This is a genomic window from Janthinobacterium sp. GW458P (assembly GCF_002127585.1).
Lineage (GTDB): Bacteria > Pseudomonadota > Gammaproteobacteria > Burkholderiales > Burkholderiaceae_D > Janthinobacterium.
The window spans coordinates 274597-288244 of record NZ_NEGZ01000001.1 but is presented as its reverse complement, the minus strand read 5'-3'; the positions used below and the strand labels follow the sequence as shown (position 1 = coordinate 288244).

Sequence of the window (13648 nt, the reverse complement as noted above, 5' to 3'; positions counted from 1 at the left end):
CTTTCCTCCAAGAAAGTGATTGAATTAACGTCCGTCCGTCAGCGGCACGGCCGTCAAGGCTTGCAGCTGTTCAAAACTCAAGCCATCGGCCAGTTCGACGACCGTGGCGCCGTGTGGCCCCAGATCGAGCACGGCCAGGTCGCTGTAGATGCGGCTGACGCAGGCGATGCCCGTCAGCGGGTACGAGCACGCCCGCACCAGCTTGCTTTCACCGCCCTTGGTCAGCAATTCCATCATGACCCACGTCTTCTTGGCGCCGATGGCCAGGTCCATGGCCCCGCCCACGGCGGGGATGGCGTCGGGCGCGCCCGTGTGCCAGTTGGCCAGGTCGCCCGTGGCGGACACCTGGAAGGCGCCCAGCACGCAGATGTCCAGGTGGCCGCCGCGCATCATGGCGAAACTGTCGGCATGGTGGAAATAGCTGCCGCCGGCCAGCAGGGTGACGGGCTGCTTGCCCGCATTGATCAGGTCGTAGTCTTCCTCGCCGGGTGCGGGCGCAGGGCCCATGCCGATCACCCCGTTTTCGCTGTGCAGGATGATCTCCGCGCCGGCCGGCAAGTGATTCGCCACCAGGGTCGGCAAGCCGATGCCCAGGTTCACGACGGCGCCCTCATGGATGTCGGCCGCCACCTTGGCCGCCATCTGGTCTCGATTCCATTTTTGCATTTGATACTCCTCAGGCAGCTTTGAAGCCGGCGGGGCCGGTGGCCGTGCGCGGCACCTGCACGATGCGCTGCACGAACAGGCCCGGCGTGATGACGTGTTCGGGGTCGATGCTGCCCAGTTCAGCAACTTCGTGCACGGAAGCAATGCTGACCTTGGCGGCCATGGCCATGATGGGACCGAAGTTGCGCGCCGTCTTGCGGTAGGTCAGATTGCCCCAGCGGTCGCCCTGCTCCGCCTTGATCAGGGCGAAATCGGCGTGGATGGGCGATTCGAACACATACATGCGGCCGTCGATTTCGCGCGTTTCCTTGCCCTTGGCCAAGTCCGTGCCATAGCCCGTGGGCGTAAAGAAGCCGCCGATGCCGGCGCCGGCGGCACGGATGCGCTCGGCCAGGTTGCCCTGCGGCACAAGTTCCAGCTCCAGCTTGCCCGCGCGGTACAGGGCGTCGAAGACGTGGGAATCGGTCTGGCGCGGGAACGAACAGATGATCTTGCGCACTTGCCCGTTTTTCAGCAGGGCGGCCAGGCCCGTGTCGCCATTACCCGCATTGTTGTTGACGATGACAAGATCGCGCGCGCCCTGCGCGATCAGGCCGTCGATCAGCTCGGCCGGCTGGCCCGCGCCGCCGAAGCCGCCAATCATGACGGTGGCGCCATCGTGGATATCGGCCAGCGCGTCAATCACGCTGGAACGCAGTTTGTCGATCATTGCGGTCTCCTCCAAATCAAACTCATCTGCCATTTGTTCGTATAACGAACAAATATTCGTATTTAGAACTTATTCGTGAGAATATGCCTGATCGGGGCGCTTGTCAATTTGCCGTTTTCGCCACCGCCATGGCTATAATTGCCACCTTGCCCCATTGGAATTGCCATGACCGCACGCAGCAGCACGCCCCTTGCCACCGAAGAAACCCTGGATGCCGACGGCGCGCCGCGTCCCGGCGACAGTTATGTGCAATCGTTCGCGCGGGGCCTGGCCGTGCTGCGCAGCTTCGGCGCGGACGCGCCGCAACAGACCCTGAGCGAAGTGGCGGAACGGGCGCAGCTGACGCGCGCGGGCGCGCGGCGCATCCTGCATACCCTGCTGCATCTCGGTTACGTGGAAGCGGACGGGCGCTTGTTCCGCCTGACGCCCAAGGTGCTCGACCTCGGCTACGCCTACCTRTCGTCGCTGCCCGTGTGGACGCAGGCGCAGCCGCTGCTGGAAGAATTGATGCAGACCTTGCGCCAGTCGTGCTCGGCCACCGTGCTCGACGGCGACGACATCGTCTACGTCGTGCGCCTGTCCGCGCACCGCACCATGTCGATCAACCTGGGCATCGGCAGCCGATTGCCCGCCTACTGCACCTCGATGGGCAGGGTGTTGCTGTCGGGCCTGACGCCCGAGGCGCTGCGCGAACGGCTGTCGAAGATGGCGCTGCTGAAAATCACGCCGGCGACCAAGGTCGATATCGACGTCCTGATGAAAGAGATAGCGCAAGTGCGGCGCCAGGGCTGGTGCCTGGTGCAGGAAGAGCTGGAACAGGGCTTGATCGCCCTGGCCGCGCCCGTGTTCGATCGGGCCGGCAAGGTGGTGGCCGCCATCAACGTCAGCGGCCAGACGGCGGGGCCGTCCGTGGCGCACCTGCTGGAACACAGCCTGCCGAAACTGCTCGATACGGCCAGCCGGGTCAGCGCCCTGGTGCGGGTGCAGCAGTGATTATTTCCTGAACCTTATTTTTTAAACTTCGCGCACGGATCCGGGCGCGGCTGCGCGGGCATCGTTTGCGTCAAATCAAACGTGCCCTTGTAGCCGGTGCTACCCTGCTCCAGGTAGCCGATGCTGCGCAGGTTCAGTTGCGGATCGGCCAGCTTCAGCCAGCGGGGCACGCCGATATCCTTGCGCACATGGTCGTTGCCGGCGATCAGCACCACGTCGCGCGGCGCCTGGTCGCGGATCAGCTTGGCCATCCAGATATCGCGCGCCACCTGGGCGTTGACGACACCGTTGATCATCATGTCGGGCAACATATTGCAACGGGCCGCCTGGACTTCCTTTTGTTGTCCTTCCAGAATATCGGCCGGCACGGGCGCGGCCAGGTACGTGGCCACCATGGCGGGCGGCATGGACCATTGAATGCCGTCGCGCACGATGCGCGAGGCGTCGGCCGGCGACAGGTTGCCGGCAATCAAGGTCAGCTGGTAGCTGATGACGAGGTCCAGCACGGGCCGGTACATGCTCCAGTCCCAGCGCGGCTGCTCCATCACGCGGATGATGCAATCGGGGTCGGCGCATTCGCGCGCGGCGCGCGTCAGCAAGGCCTGGTTTTCGCGGTCAAATTGCTCCATGACGATCACGGGACGCCAGCCGGCCGCCAGGCGGCGCTGCAATTCCGCGACGCGCAGGCGCTGGCCTTGCGCATTGTCATGCACTTCGCCGAGCAACAGCACTTGCGGGTTAGGCAAGGTGTCGGCCACGGGCGCGGGCGCGGGCGGCGCTTCCTTCTTCAGCAAGCTGCCGCAGGCGGCCAGCAGCAGCGCGCTGCACAGCACGGCGGCGCGCACGCCTGTTCGTTGCATTACAGTCTTCATGGTATTCGGGCATCCTGAATGGCGATGCGCCAGATTGTACCGTCTCAGGCCGACGCCGGCGCCTGGCGGCGCTCCAGCACTTCAAAAACGGCCATGCCGGCCAGCATGGCGAGCACAAACATCCACGCCTTCGGCTGGCCCGCCAGCAGGGACACGAGGGCGGGACCGGGACAGAAACCGGCAATGCCCCAGCCCGCGCCAAAGGCCAGGCTGCCCAGCAGCAAGCGCCGGTCGATGCGGCGCGACACGGGCAATTGCATGGGGTCGCCCAGGAGCGACCTGGTGCGCCGGCGCGCCAGCCAGAACGCGGGCATGGCGACGGCGATGGCACCGCCCATCACCAGCGCCAGCGACGGGTCCCAGGCGCCGGCCAGGTCGAGAAAACCGAGCACCTTGGCCGGGTTGCTCATGCCGGAGACGATCAGGCCCAGTCCAAAGACGAGGCCGCTCAACAGGGAAAGGATCAGCTTGCTCATAAGCTTGCTCACAGATGGCGCAACAGATAGACGGTGAGGAAACCGGCTGCCATGAAGGCACAAGTGGCCGCCAGCGAACGGGGGGACAGGCGCGACAGGCCGCACACGCCGTGGCCGCTGGTGCAGCCGGCGCCGTAGCGCACGCCCACGCCCACCAGCAAGCCCGCGACGATCAGCGCTGGCGTGCCCGCGTCGATCTGCACGGGCGGCAAGGCTTGCCACAGCTGGTACAGCAGGGGCGTGCCGGCCAGGCCGGCGAGAAAGGCGATGCGCCAGCCCAGGTCGCCACTGCGCGGGCGCAGCAAGCCGCCGAGAATGCCGCTGATGCCGGCGATGCGGCCATTGAACAAGATCAATAGCGCAGCCGCCAGGCCGATCAGCATGCCGCCGGCCAGCGAGGCGAACGGCGTAAAGTATTCCCACGCAATCGTCATGGCCATCTCAGTCGGCTTCGTCGTTGAACGGCGGGCGCGGCGCGCAAAATTGCGCATACAGCACTTGCAGCACGGCCAGCACGGGCGCGCTGGCGACGCGGTAATAAATCTGCTTGCCGTCGCGCCGCGTGGCCACCAGCATTTCTTCGCGCAGCACGCCCAGCTGCTGCGACAGGGTCGGCTGGCCGATGCCCACTTTCTGCTCGAGGTCGCTGACGCAATGCTCGCCCTGTGACAGCTGGCACAGCAGCATCAAACGGTCGGCATTGCCCATGGCCTTGAGCAGCGAACTGGCCTTGTAGGCCGATCCGCGCATGGCGTCGAGATTGTATTGTGTTTCTTGCGTTGCGACCGTCTCCATCATGCCCTCCCACAGGCTGCGTTATGCATCATCATGCGATAAACAATATACTAATCAATATATTGTTTTCCTGCAGGCGATTCGCACAAAAAAACAACAGTGTTTTCGCGCCGATAGCGTACTCATGCGAGGCGCGCGGCAGCGATAGCGCCGGCACTATCAAAATGACAAATATTCGTAATTAATAGCAAATATACATACCAAAATTGCCATGGGTTGTGCTGTAATAAGAAGTCATCAGAAAAACCATGATACGCCCCCGTACAGGCGAATTATCCGTCCATGCGCCAGCCGGTCTCGGCGGCGCCACGCGGTGAACACAGGGAGATCAAGATGAAGATTGTTCAGCCGCTATGCGTGGCCATGCTGGCGCTGTCGGCCAGTGCATGGAGTGCGGCGGCAGTGAGCGAGACGGGCAAGCTGCCTGACGCGGACGCGCGTGTCGTAATCGATGAAAACATCAGCCTGAACAACAATCCAGGCTGGGAAACACCGGACGTGCCGTATGCGCGCCTGCTGGCCGATACCAGTCCCGCGCAAGCCGCGCCCCCCTGGAGCAGCGCGCGCCGTGCCACATTGGCGCCTGCCAGGGCCGGCGCATCCGCTCCCGCGCAACAGAACAGCGTACCGGCGGCCGTGCCGGAAGCGAGCATGTATTCGATGCTGCTGGTCGGCCTGGGCTTGCTGGCATTTAGCGTACATGGCGAAAAACAGGAAAAATTCGATGGGTAAAGCTCTTCCAGCGGCGCACTGCCCTGCTGAAAAAATTCCGCCTCGTGCGGAATTTTTTTTACCGCTTACTTTTCCGTCAGGCGGCAAACCCGCTCAATAGTACCCACCGGAATACGCGCCTTCAGCGCGCGCGCAATGCAGGCCGCCTTGTCGGGGCCGGATGCGGAAATCAGCACGAAGGCGGTCAGCACGACGCTGACGGCGACGAGCACGATCAGGACGCCCTTGACGATGTCCCAGTTCATGGCGCCTCAGCAATATCGTAAGTGAAATCATAATAATGCTTGCCGCCTTCGATGCGGATGGCCATGGCGCCCTGCAAGCCCTGCAGCTGGCCCGTGCCCGTGTCGGGCACCACGGCGAGCGACAGGCTGGGCGTGCCGCGCGCCATGCTGCCGCTGTGCTGCAGATAAAAGCTGCCCTGGCGGCCATCGAGCGTGCCCTCGACGCGTTCCAGCGCCACATAGCCGGCCGACCCGGCCACGCCGGCGCGCACGCTGAGCATTTCGCCCTGCGCGCTGGCGTCGAGCGCGCCGCGATAGCGCTTGTCGAGCGACAGACGCCCCAGTCCCGACTGCGCGGCCGTGGCCGACAAGCTTTCCGGCGTCATGGCCACCTCGAACTCCCCTGTAATCTGCGGCATCACTCCTCCTTGCATCACGCGTTTGCGGCCACGTCTGGCCCATCGAGTAACAATTTCAATTTATGCATGGTGGCCCAGTTGCGCGACGTGACGCCGTCGCCCAGCATGGCGCCCAGGGCCGCCAGCACCTTGCTGGCCAACACGCCGTCGGGACACCAGGCATACGCCGCCCATTGCCCCAGGGCCAGCGCTTCCGGCTGCCAGGACTGCTGCAGCAACGGTGCCAGGCGCTGGACATCGGCCGGATTGTTCAGCACCAGCGCCAGCAGACGGGCCGCGTCGCTCGCCGGCGCCAGCGTATTTTGCGCGATCAGCTCGGCGAACTGGGCAGCCGACAGCACCGTCACGCGCGCCGCCACGCCCAGCTTGAGCACCAGCGCTTCCTCGATGCGGCCCGCGGCCTCGGCCGGCGTCACCTGGCCCGCGTCAAACACCACATTGCCACTGTTGAGTACGGTGCGCACATCCGCAAAACCCAGGTCGCCCAGCAGCTTGCGCAGGTCGGCCATGGCCACGCGCTTGGCGCGGCCGACATTGATGCCACGCAAGAACGCCACTTGCTGTGTATTTGCTACGTTTGCCATGGTTTTCTCCTTGCCTATGCCTGGCCGGCAGGCGCATGGGCGGCGCTGTCCGGCAGCGGCGTCACGCGGGGCAGGCGCAGCAGGAATGTCGCGCCCTGCCCCAGCGTGCTGCTGACCGTGATGGTGCCGCCAAACTGCTTGGCAATCAAGTTGAATACGATATTGAGGCCCAATCCCGTGCCGCCCTGGCCGCGGCGCGTGGTGACGAACGGGTCGAATACGCGGTCGAGCATGTCCGGCGCGATGCCGCGGCCATTGTCGCGCACCTGCATTTCTATCCAGTCGCGGTCGCAATGGACGCCAATATGGATGTTGCCGGCCGTATCCGCGTCGAAGGCGTGCTCGACGCAGTTGAGCACCAGGTTGGTCAGCACCTGTGCCAGGGCGCCGGGGTAGCTGTCAAGCATGATGTCCGGCGGGCAATCGATATCGATGGCGATGTGCGTCTTTTTCAGGGTCGGCTGCAGGCTGGAAATCACTTCGCCGATATAGTCGCGCAATTCGAACAGCCGGCGCGCCTCGCTGACCTGGTCAACGGCGATCTGCTTGAAGCTGTGGATCAGGTGTGCGGCGCGGTAGGCATTGTTCATGATCAAACGCGCGCTCTCGCCGGCCGTTTCCAGGTAGCGCACGATGTCGGTTTTCTTCACCGCGCCGCCGGCCACGGCCGCGCTGATGGCGTCCGTGGCTTCCTTCAGCACCGAAGCGCTGGTCAGCGCGATGCCGACCGGGGTATTGATTTCATGCGCGACGCCCGCCACCAGGCTGCCCAGCGAGGCCAGCCGTTCCGATTGCAGCAGCGACTCCTGCGTGCGGCGCAAGTCGTCCATCGCCTGCGCCGTCTCCTGCTGCGAGCGGCGCGCCACGTCTTCCGCCTGGCGGATGCCGGCGATGATGGACTTGAGCTTGCGCTGCACGGCGTTGAAGCCGCGGATCACGTCGCCCAGTTCATCGCGGCGGTTTTCCGGCAGTTCCTCGACGTCGTCGCTGTCGCGCGTGGCCAGGTCGAACAAACCGTCGCGCAGCTGTTTCAGCGGGTCAAAAACGATGCGCAGGCTCAGCGCCAGCGCGCCCACGAGAATGATGTCAAGCAGCAACACTTCCACCACCTTGCGCCGCACTTCGCCGCGCAGGGCCGCGTCGATCTGCTCGCGGCTGAAATTGACGATGACCTTGCCCACGATCACGGGCTTGCCGCCGGTGGCGGCCGCCACGGCGTCGCGGAACACGAGCGGCGCCTCGACGGGCGTGCCGCCCATGGCCACGTCCGCCTCAAGCGGCACCAGGGTGCCGGAGGCGTCGCGCACTTCGCCCGCGAACAGGCCCACGGAAGCATCGTAGACGCGGATGCCGACCAGTTCCGGCGGCAGCATTTCGGCCGCGACGATGCTGTCGACCTTGGATTTATCGAGATCCCACAGGGCCGAAGGCAAGCTCGTCTGCAAGCGCGTCAGCACGCCGCTGCGCAGGCGGGCGCTGCCCGACTCCAGTTCCTGGCTCAATGTATATTGGGTATAGCTGCCGGAAATGCCCAGCACCAGGGTGACGATCACGACAAAAAGCAACGTCAGCCGGACTTGGATACTCACCATCAATCAACACTCCCGGGACCGGCCGCCGGCCCGCGGCGCGGGCGCAGATACGGCGGCAATGCAACGGCCTGAATCAAATGTACGGTATGACATGCTTATTGGCAAGATTTACAGCATCCCCACTTTCGATAGAGACTTTGATGCAGGTTGAGACATTGCGCGATGGCAATGGTAATATCCCGCAATCATCTAAGGAGTCGTCATGGCGGTCACGCATCAACATCTACCCCTGGAACAAGTTCTTCCCGGCATGATTTTGTCGGACGTCTTGCTCGATGCGCATGGACAAGTGCTGTTGCCGCAAGGCGCGGTACTGACGGAAAACATGCTGGCCCTGATGCCGCGCCACGGCATCGCCATGCTGCCGATCCAGGCGCCGCCCCCGTCGCCGGAAGAAATTGCCGCGCAACAGGCGGCCCACCGCGAGCGGCTCGATTACCTGTTCCGCAAGAATGATCGCGACGACGCCACCGACGTGACCACCACCGTGCTGCGCAACTATGTCTCGGCATACCGCCTGGGCACGGGAGACGCGGCATGAGCACCCAGCTGACGCTCGACGATATCGTCGCCCACCTCGATGACCTGCCGTCGCTGCCTGTGGTGGTGATGGAACTGCTCAACAGCATAGACCAGGAAGACGTGGATATTTCCGTGCTGGCGAAAAAAGTATCGTACGACCAGGCACTGACGGCAAAAACCTTGCGCTTGGCCAACTCTTCGCACTACGGCTTGCAGGTGAAGGCCACCACCATCCAGCAGGCGATCACCTACCTGGGCTTCCAGACCACGCGCAGCCTGATCACCTCGGCCGCCATCACCGGCTGCTTCCCCGAGGGCCGCTGCCCCGGCTTTGACGACAAGGCCTTCTGGCGCCATTCCGTGGCGACGGCAGCGTGCGCCAAGGTGCTGGCGCGGCAGATCCGCTTCAACCAGGATTACGCGTTCACGGCCGGCTTGCTGCACAACATAGGTCGCCTGGTGCTGGTAAGCAGCTTTCCCGCACAGTACGCGCAAGTCATCGCGCACCAGGCGGCGCAGGACTGCACCCTGCTCGAGGCGGAGCAAGCCGTGCTGGGCGTGGACCACGTGCAGGCGGGCGTGGCCCTGGCCGAACACTGGAATTTTTCCGACACCATGCGCCTGGCCATCGGCAACTACCTGCAGCCGGCAGCGCCGGGGGCGGGTTTCTTGGCGTCACTGATCCACGTGGCCAATGCCATCGTCTGCGCGCTGGACCTGGCGCAGGCGGGCGACGACATGGTGCCGCGCGTGTCGCCGGTGGCGTGGGACGCGCTGGGCCTGGGCGAGGACACGTATCTGCAGCTGTTCCGCGAAATCGAACTGCGCTACGATGAAATCACCACGGCACTCTTAAGCTGATTCAGGCCGACTCGGCAGGCAGAACCCCAAACGCAAACGGCCCTCGCCTGGAGGCGAAAGCCGTTATGGGTACTGCCATCGTTCCGTCTTGCCCGGTCCACGCCAGCCTGGTGCCGCCAGCAGCTACGCAAGCGGCACAGTCAGCGTACAACCGCCACCTCAGTGCGCGTAATTCGATTCTTGCGCATCGCCGCGGTCTTCTGCTTTTGGACGGCCCTGGGCGTCGGACAAACGGTACTTGGTGCGGCGGTCGCCCATCAGGTCGCGCAGGTCACGGATGCTCATGCCCGTCACTTCATGCATGCGTATCAGCAGCGAGGCGCCGACCGGCAAACGGTGGTGGCGAATCTTGCTGATGACGGGTGGCGCCACTTCGAGCAGGCGTGACAGCGCTGCATCATTCTTCAGCTGCATCTTACTCAGCAGAATGTCGAGCAGGTGGTTAGGGTTGTAACTCTCTTGCGATGCTAATGCATGATGTGCCATGATTTTTCCTCGTCTGGTGAATGTTGAAAGAATGCCGATACGAACTTAAGGCTGGCTTAGAGTGTTTAAATAAACGTCTTTCCATCAGATTCAGCCCTCCCCTCTGCCTTCCATCCATATCGCACTGCCTGCACAGGACTCGCACAGCCACGTCCAATCAACGTGCGCCGCTTGCCGCGTGAGTAAAAGCATGTGCAACCCACCGAAATGAATTGCATATAAGACAATATACTAGCCCAAACACGCTGCATCTGCGCCTCGCGCAAACTTCCTGATTGTTAAATATCAATCAAGCTGCTGGTTGGCTTGGCAACGATGCTATTTCAACACATTAGGATGCCAGCGGGCGCACACAAGGCTTTGCAGCAACTTGTTACAAATCAATGGTGTCGCACGGCAATAAATGCTTTACAGCATCACCGTGCCCGACGTCATGCTCCCCCTGCAATCTTGTCTGCAAGGTCAGCACGGCATGGCCCGTCCCGGCGATTTACGCTAAACTATGGCCTGAACTTGCAGCGAGCCTGCCACCGGGCAGCCAGAGGCGCCCGGCCGGTCATCCACCGCCTCCCGCCCCGAGCGGCGCACGGCGCAAGCCGCCTGGCCGGCTGATTTGCCGCCACACTTATTTGCCGCTCCATTTACCGATAAGCACCGACTCCATGCAGAAAAAAGTATTCATTAAAACCTTCGGCTGCCAGATGAACGAGTACGACTCGGACAAGATGGCCGACGTGCTGGGCGCCTCCGACGGCCTGGTGCGCACCGACACGCCGGAAGATGCCGACGTCATCCTGCTCAACACCTGCTCCGTGCGGGAAAAGGCACAGGAAAAAGTGTTTTCCGACCTGGGCCGCCTGCGCGAACTCAAGCTGGCCAAGCCGCACCTGCTGATCGGCGTGGGCGGCTGCGTGGCCTCGCAGGAAGGCGACGCCATCGTCAAGCGCGCGCCGTATGTCGACATGGTGTTCGGCCCGCAGACGCTGCACCGCCTGCCGCAGATGATCGAGCAGCGCCGCGCCAGCGGCGATGCGCAAGTGGACATCAGCTTCCCGGAAATCGAAAAATTCGACCACATGCCGCCGGCCAGGGTGGACGGCGCCTCGGCGTTTGTTTCCATCATGGAAGGCTGCAGCAAATACTGCAGCTATTGCGTCGTGCCCTACACGCGCGGCGAGGAAGTCTCGCGCCGCTTCGAGGATGTGCTGACGGAAGTGGCGGGCCTGGCCGCCCAGGGCGTCAAGGAAATCACCCTGCTGGGGCAAAACGTGAACGCCTACCGGGGCGCGATGGAAGGCGGCGACATTGCCGACTTCGCCCTGCTGCTCGAATACGTGGCCGACATTCCCGGCATTGAACGCATGCGCTTCGTCACCAGCCATCCGAAGGAATTCACGCAGCGCCTGATCGACGCCTATGCGAAGATCCCGCAGCTGGTCGACCACCTGTACCTGCCGGCGCAGCACGGTTCCGACAAGGTGCTCGGCGCCATGAAGCGCGGCTACACGGGCCTCGAATACAAGTCCATCATCCGCCGCATCCGCGCCGTGCGCCCGAACATGGCCATTTCGTCGGACTTCATCGTCGGTTTCCCCGGCGAGACCCAGGCCGACTTCGACGCCATGATGAAGCTGATCGCCGATGTCGGCTTCGACAACAGCTACAGCTTCATCTTCAGCAAGCGCCCCGGCACGCCGGCCGCCAGCCTGGAAGACGACACGCCGCACGACGTGAAACTGGCCCGCCTGCAGCAGTTGCAGGCGGCCATCGACGCCAACACGCGCAAATACAGCCTGGCCATGGTGGGCAGCGTGCAAACCATCCTCGTCGAAGGCCGCTCCAAAAAGGATACAGACGATAGCGAACTGCAGGGCCGCACGGAAAACAACCGCGTGGTCAATTTCGACGCCGGCCCGGACGCACTGCAGCTGGTCGGCCAGCTGGTCGACGTGCGCATCACCGAAAGCCATTCCTACACCCTGCGCGGCGAACTCGTCGCCAGCGCCCCCGCATTGAAAAGAGCCAGTTGAAAACCAAAGCCCCGATACAGCCGCACTACTTCATCCCCGAGCCGCTCGACAACACGCGCCTGGCGCACCTGTGCGGGCCGCTCGATGAAAACCTGCGCCAGATTTCCGCCGCCCTCGACGTGACGATCTTCCGCCGCGGCGAAAAATTCATCGTCGGCGGCAGCAATGCCGCGCGCGCCGTGGAAATCCTGGAACAGTTCTACGCCATCGCCAACAAGGTCGTGCCGCTGGAAGAAGTGCAGCTGGCCCTGGTGGAACAGCGCGCCGGCCTGTCCGCCGCCTCGGAACACCACGCCAATACGCCCGCCAGCACCTTCGTCGAGCCGGACATCGCCAGCCCCGTGCTGAAAACGCGGCGCGCCGACCTGCGCGGACGCACGCCGCACCAGATCGCCTACCTGCGCGACATCCTCGAACACGACATCAGCTTCGGCGTAGGCCCGGCCGGCACGGGTAAAACCTACCTGGCCGTCGCCTGCGCCGTCGATGCGCTCGAACGCGACGCCGTCAAGCGCATCATCCTGACGCGCCCCGCCGTCGAAGCGGGCGAGCGCCTGGGCTTCCTGCCGGGCGACCTGGCGCAAAAGGTCGACCCCTACCTGCGTCCCCTCTACGATGCGCTGTATGATTTGCTGGGCTTTGATCGCACGCAAAAACTGTTTGAAAAACAGGTGATCGAGATCGCCCCGCTGGCCTACATGCGCGGACGCACCCTCAACCATGCCTTCGTCATCCTTGATGAAGCGCAAAATACCACCGTCGAGCAGATGAAGATGTTTCTGACGCGTATAGGCTTTGGCAGCAAGGCCGTGGTGACGGGCGACGTGACCCAGGTCGACCTGCACAAGAGCCAGACAAGCGGCCTCATCGACGCCGTGCACGTACTCAAGGATGTGCGCGGCATCGGCTTCACGCAATTTAACAGCACCGACGTGGTACGCCATCCGCTGGTGGCGCGCATCGTCGACGCCTATGAAACGGCGCAGGCCGCCAGCGCCGACGCCGCCCAGTTACTCCCCCTGATCAAACCAGCAGCCGCCAAAAATGTCCGAAAAAAATAAACTGTCCTTGTCCGTGCAATACCCGGATGCCCGCCTGGCAACCCTGATCACGCGCCCGAAAGTGCGCCGCTGGGTCAAGGCGGCCCTGTTCGCGCCCGCCGAATTCACCATCCGCTTCGTCGATGCGGAAGAAGGCCGCAGCCTGAACCGCGACTACCGCGAAAAGGACTACGCCACCAACGTGCTGACGTTCGCCTACAACGAAGGCGAAGAGCTGGCCGAGGACGAGCCGACGCGCGCCGACATCATCCTGTGCACGGACGTGCTGGAAAAGGAAGCGGCCGAACAAAAGAAAAGCGTGGAAGAGCACACGGCCCATTTGATCGTGCACGGCGTGCTGCACGCGCAGGGCTACGACCACATGGACGACGAGGAAGCGGCCGAGATGGAAGGGCTGGAGACGCAGATCCTGGCCGGGCTGGGGATTACCGATCCCTACCAGGCTTGAGCCTGGCCCCGTCAACCGCGATCGCTCCCGGGCGGCAGTGCGCGCCATGCCACTGCCGCCATTGCCACGCTGGCCAAATGCCCGCGTGCGCCCCTGCCCCGTGACTGCCCCCCTGAAATATATCTGCGCGGCTTGATTCAATTGCCAAAACGCAACGATATAATACGGTATTGCCATA

18 protein-coding genes are annotated in these 13648 nt (G+C 63.4%); 7 read left to right on the top strand and 11 right to left on the bottom strand.

Translation table 11 applies throughout. The features are described from left to right. Positions 1 to 24: 24 nt before the first annotated feature. Positions 25 to 666, bottom strand: coding sequence for a 3-oxoacid CoA-transferase subunit B (locus CBW50_RS01280; protein WP_086143811.1), 642 nt, complete (start codon positions 664 to 666; stop codon positions 25 to 27). A 10-nt stretch (positions 667 to 676) separates the two neighbouring features. After that, entirely contained in the window at positions 677 to 1375 is a 699-nt protein-coding gene (locus CBW50_RS01275) for a 3-oxoacid CoA-transferase subunit A (protein WP_086143810.1), read from the bottom strand. 165 nt (positions 1376 to 1540) lie between these two features. Between CBW50_RS01275 and CBW50_RS01270 the strand changes: the two genes are divergently transcribed. After that, positions 1541 to 2368: an IclR family transcriptional regulator C-terminal domain-containing protein gene (locus CBW50_RS01270; protein ID WP_086143809.1), complete on the top strand. Its 828-nt coding sequence runs from the start codon at positions 1541 to 1543 to the stop codon at positions 2366 to 2368. A 14-nt stretch (positions 2369 to 2382) separates the two neighbouring features. Here the strand turns inward: CBW50_RS01270 and CBW50_RS01265 are convergent, their stop codons facing one another. Genes CBW50_RS01265 through CBW50_RS01250 form a run of 4 tightly spaced genes read right to left on the bottom strand, consistent with a single transcriptional unit; the run spans position 2383 to position 4511 of the window. After that, complete coding sequence (locus tag CBW50_RS01265) at positions 2383 to 3228, bottom strand: ChaN family lipoprotein (protein ID WP_226935419.1); 846 nt, start codon at positions 3226 to 3228, stop codon at positions 2383 to 2385. 56 nt (positions 3229 to 3284) lie between these two features. Next, complete coding sequence (locus CBW50_RS01260) at positions 3285 to 3716, bottom strand: YeeE/YedE family protein (protein WP_086143807.1); 432 nt, start codon at positions 3714 to 3716, stop codon at positions 3285 to 3287. Positions 3717 to 3724: 8 nt separating this feature from the next. After that, positions 3725 to 4150 (bottom strand): YeeE/YedE family protein, encoded by a 426-nt coding sequence (locus CBW50_RS01255; RefSeq protein ID WP_086143988.1) that lies wholly within the window; start codon positions 4148 to 4150, stop codon positions 3725 to 3727. Positions 4151 to 4157: 7 nt separating this feature from the next. Beyond that, positions 4158 to 4511, bottom strand: a complete 354-nt coding sequence (locus tag CBW50_RS01250; protein ID WP_086143987.1) for a helix-turn-helix transcriptional regulator — start codon at positions 4509 to 4511, stop codon at positions 4158 to 4160. A 333-nt stretch (positions 4512 to 4844) separates the two neighbouring features. On the opposite strand from CBW50_RS01250, the gene CBW50_RS01245 reads away from it, so the two are divergent. Next, the gene (locus tag CBW50_RS01245; protein ID WP_139842366.1) at positions 4845 to 5243 is read left to right on the top strand and encodes a PEP-CTERM sorting domain-containing protein; all 399 of its coding nucleotides are present in this window, start codon (positions 4845 to 4847) and stop codon (positions 5241 to 5243) included. A 65-nt stretch (positions 5244 to 5308) separates the two neighbouring features. Here the strand turns inward: CBW50_RS01245 and CBW50_RS01240 are convergent, their stop codons facing one another. Genes CBW50_RS01240 through CBW50_RS01225 form a run of 4 tightly spaced genes read right to left on the bottom strand, consistent with a single transcriptional unit; the run spans position 5309 to position 8062 of the window. Continuing rightward, positions 5309 to 5488 (bottom strand): hypothetical protein, encoded by a 180-nt coding sequence (locus tag CBW50_RS01240; RefSeq protein ID WP_086143805.1) that lies wholly within the window; start codon positions 5486 to 5488, stop codon positions 5309 to 5311. Further along, positions 5485 to 5886 (bottom strand): DUF3224 domain-containing protein, encoded by a 402-nt coding sequence (locus CBW50_RS01235; protein WP_086143804.1) that lies wholly within the window; start codon positions 5884 to 5886, stop codon positions 5485 to 5487. Before CBW50_RS01235 ends, CBW50_RS01240 begins: the two co-directional genes overlap by 4 nt. Before the next feature lie 14 nt (positions 5887 to 5900). Next, on the bottom strand, positions 5901 to 6470 hold the full coding sequence (locus CBW50_RS01230; RefSeq protein WP_086143803.1) for a DUF1697 domain-containing protein: 570 nt from the start codon (positions 6468 to 6470) through the stop codon (positions 5901 to 5903). A 14-nt stretch (positions 6471 to 6484) separates the two neighbouring features. Then, complete coding sequence (locus CBW50_RS01225; protein WP_086143802.1) at positions 6485 to 8062, bottom strand: sensor histidine kinase; 1578 nt, start codon at positions 8060 to 8062, stop codon at positions 6485 to 6487. A gap of 202 nt (positions 8063 to 8264) precedes the next feature. On the opposite strand from CBW50_RS01225, the gene CBW50_RS01220 reads away from it, so the two are divergent. Beyond that, positions 8265 to 8603, top strand: a complete 339-nt coding sequence (locus tag CBW50_RS01220) for a hypothetical protein (protein ID WP_226935421.1) — start codon at positions 8265 to 8267, stop codon at positions 8601 to 8603. Then, positions 8600 to 9445, top strand: coding sequence for an HDOD domain-containing protein (locus CBW50_RS01215; protein WP_086143800.1), 846 nt, complete (start codon positions 8600 to 8602; stop codon positions 9443 to 9445). Before CBW50_RS01220 ends, CBW50_RS01215 begins: the two co-directional genes overlap by 4 nt. A gap of 159 nt (positions 9446 to 9604) precedes the next feature. On the opposite strand, the gene CBW50_RS01210 is transcribed toward CBW50_RS01215, so the two are convergent. After that, entirely contained in the window at positions 9605 to 9931 is a 327-nt protein-coding gene (locus CBW50_RS01210) for a hypothetical protein (RefSeq protein WP_034746769.1), read from the bottom strand. Positions 9932 to 10593: 662 nt separating this feature from the next. On the opposite strand from CBW50_RS01210, the gene miaB reads away from it, so the two are divergent. The 3 genes from miaB to ybeY are packed head-to-tail and all read left to right on the top strand — an operon-like array spanning position 10594 to position 13470. After that, on the top strand, positions 10594 to 11961 hold the full coding sequence (gene miaB / locus CBW50_RS01205) for a tRNA (N6-isopentenyl adenosine(37)-C2)-methylthiotransferase MiaB (protein WP_086143799.1): 1368 nt from the start codon (positions 10594 to 10596) through the stop codon (positions 11959 to 11961). Then, positions 11958 to 13022 carry a PhoH family protein gene (locus CBW50_RS01200; protein ID WP_086143798.1) on the top strand — a complete coding sequence of 355 codons (1065 nt, stop codon included), beginning with the start codon at positions 11958 to 11960 and terminating at the stop codon, positions 13020 to 13022. Before miaB ends, CBW50_RS01200 begins: the two co-directional genes overlap by 4 nt. Then, positions 13006 to 13470 (top strand): rRNA maturation RNase YbeY, encoded by a 465-nt coding sequence (ybeY, locus tag CBW50_RS01195; RefSeq protein WP_086143797.1) that lies wholly within the window; start codon positions 13006 to 13008, stop codon positions 13468 to 13470. The genes CBW50_RS01200 and ybeY overlap by 17 nt, the downstream gene beginning before the upstream one ends. Positions 13471 to 13648: the final 178 nt, after the last annotated feature.

Bases quoted from the DNA above. Each gene is read 5' to 3' on its own strand.
- CBW50_RS01280 (WP_086143811.1), bottom strand. From the start codon at position 666: ATGCAAAAATGGAATCGAGACCAGATGGCGGCCAAGGTGGCGGCCGAC.
- CBW50_RS01275 (WP_086143810.1), bottom strand. From the start codon at position 1,375: ATGATCGACAAACTGCGTTCCAGCGTGATTGACGCGCTGGCCGATATC.
- CBW50_RS01265 (WP_226935419.1), bottom strand. From the start codon at position 3,228: ATGCAACGAACAGGCGTGCGCGCCGCCGTGCTGTGCAGCGCGCTGCTG.
- CBW50_RS01260 (WP_086143807.1), bottom strand. From the start codon at position 3,716: ATGAGCAAGCTGATCCTTTCCCTGTTGAGCGGCCTCGTCTTTGGACTG.
- CBW50_RS01255 (WP_086143988.1), bottom strand. From the start codon at position 4,150: ATGACGATTGCGTGGGAATACTTTACGCCGTTCGCCTCGCTGGCCGGC.
- CBW50_RS01250 (WP_086143987.1), bottom strand. From the start codon at position 4,511: ATGGAGACGGTCGCAACGCAAGAAACACAATACAATCTCGACGCCATG.
- CBW50_RS01245 (WP_139842366.1), top strand. From the start codon at position 4,845: ATGAAGATTGTTCAGCCGCTATGCGTGGCCATGCTGGCGCTGTCGGCC.
- CBW50_RS01240 (WP_086143805.1), bottom strand. From the start codon at position 5,488: ATGAACTGGGACATCGTCAAGGGCGTCCTGATCGTGCTCGTCGCCGTC.
- CBW50_RS01235 (WP_086143804.1), bottom strand. From the start codon at position 5,886: ATGCCGCAGATTACAGGGGAGTTCGAGGTGGCCATGACGCCGGAAAGC.
- CBW50_RS01230 (WP_086143803.1), bottom strand. From the start codon at position 6,470: ATGGCAAACGTAGCAAATACACAGCAAGTGGCGTTCTTGCGTGGCATC.
- CBW50_RS01225 (WP_086143802.1), bottom strand. From the start codon at position 8,062: ATGGTGAGTATCCAAGTCCGGCTGACGTTGCTTTTTGTCGTGATCGTC.
- CBW50_RS01220 (WP_226935421.1), top strand. From the start codon at position 8,265: ATGGCGGTCACGCATCAACATCTACCCCTGGAACAAGTTCTTCCCGGC.
- CBW50_RS01215 (WP_086143800.1), top strand. From the start codon at position 8,600: ATGAGCACCCAGCTGACGCTCGACGATATCGTCGCCCACCTCGATGAC.
- CBW50_RS01210 (WP_034746769.1), bottom strand. From the start codon at position 9,931: ATGGCACATCATGCATTAGCATCGCAAGAGAGTTACAACCCTAACCAC.
- miaB (WP_086143799.1), top strand. From the start codon at position 10,594: ATGCAGAAAAAAGTATTCATTAAAACCTTCGGCTGCCAGATGAACGAG.
- ybeY (WP_086143797.1), top strand. From the start codon at position 13,006: ATGTCCGAAAAAAATAAACTGTCCTTGTCCGTGCAATACCCGGATGCC.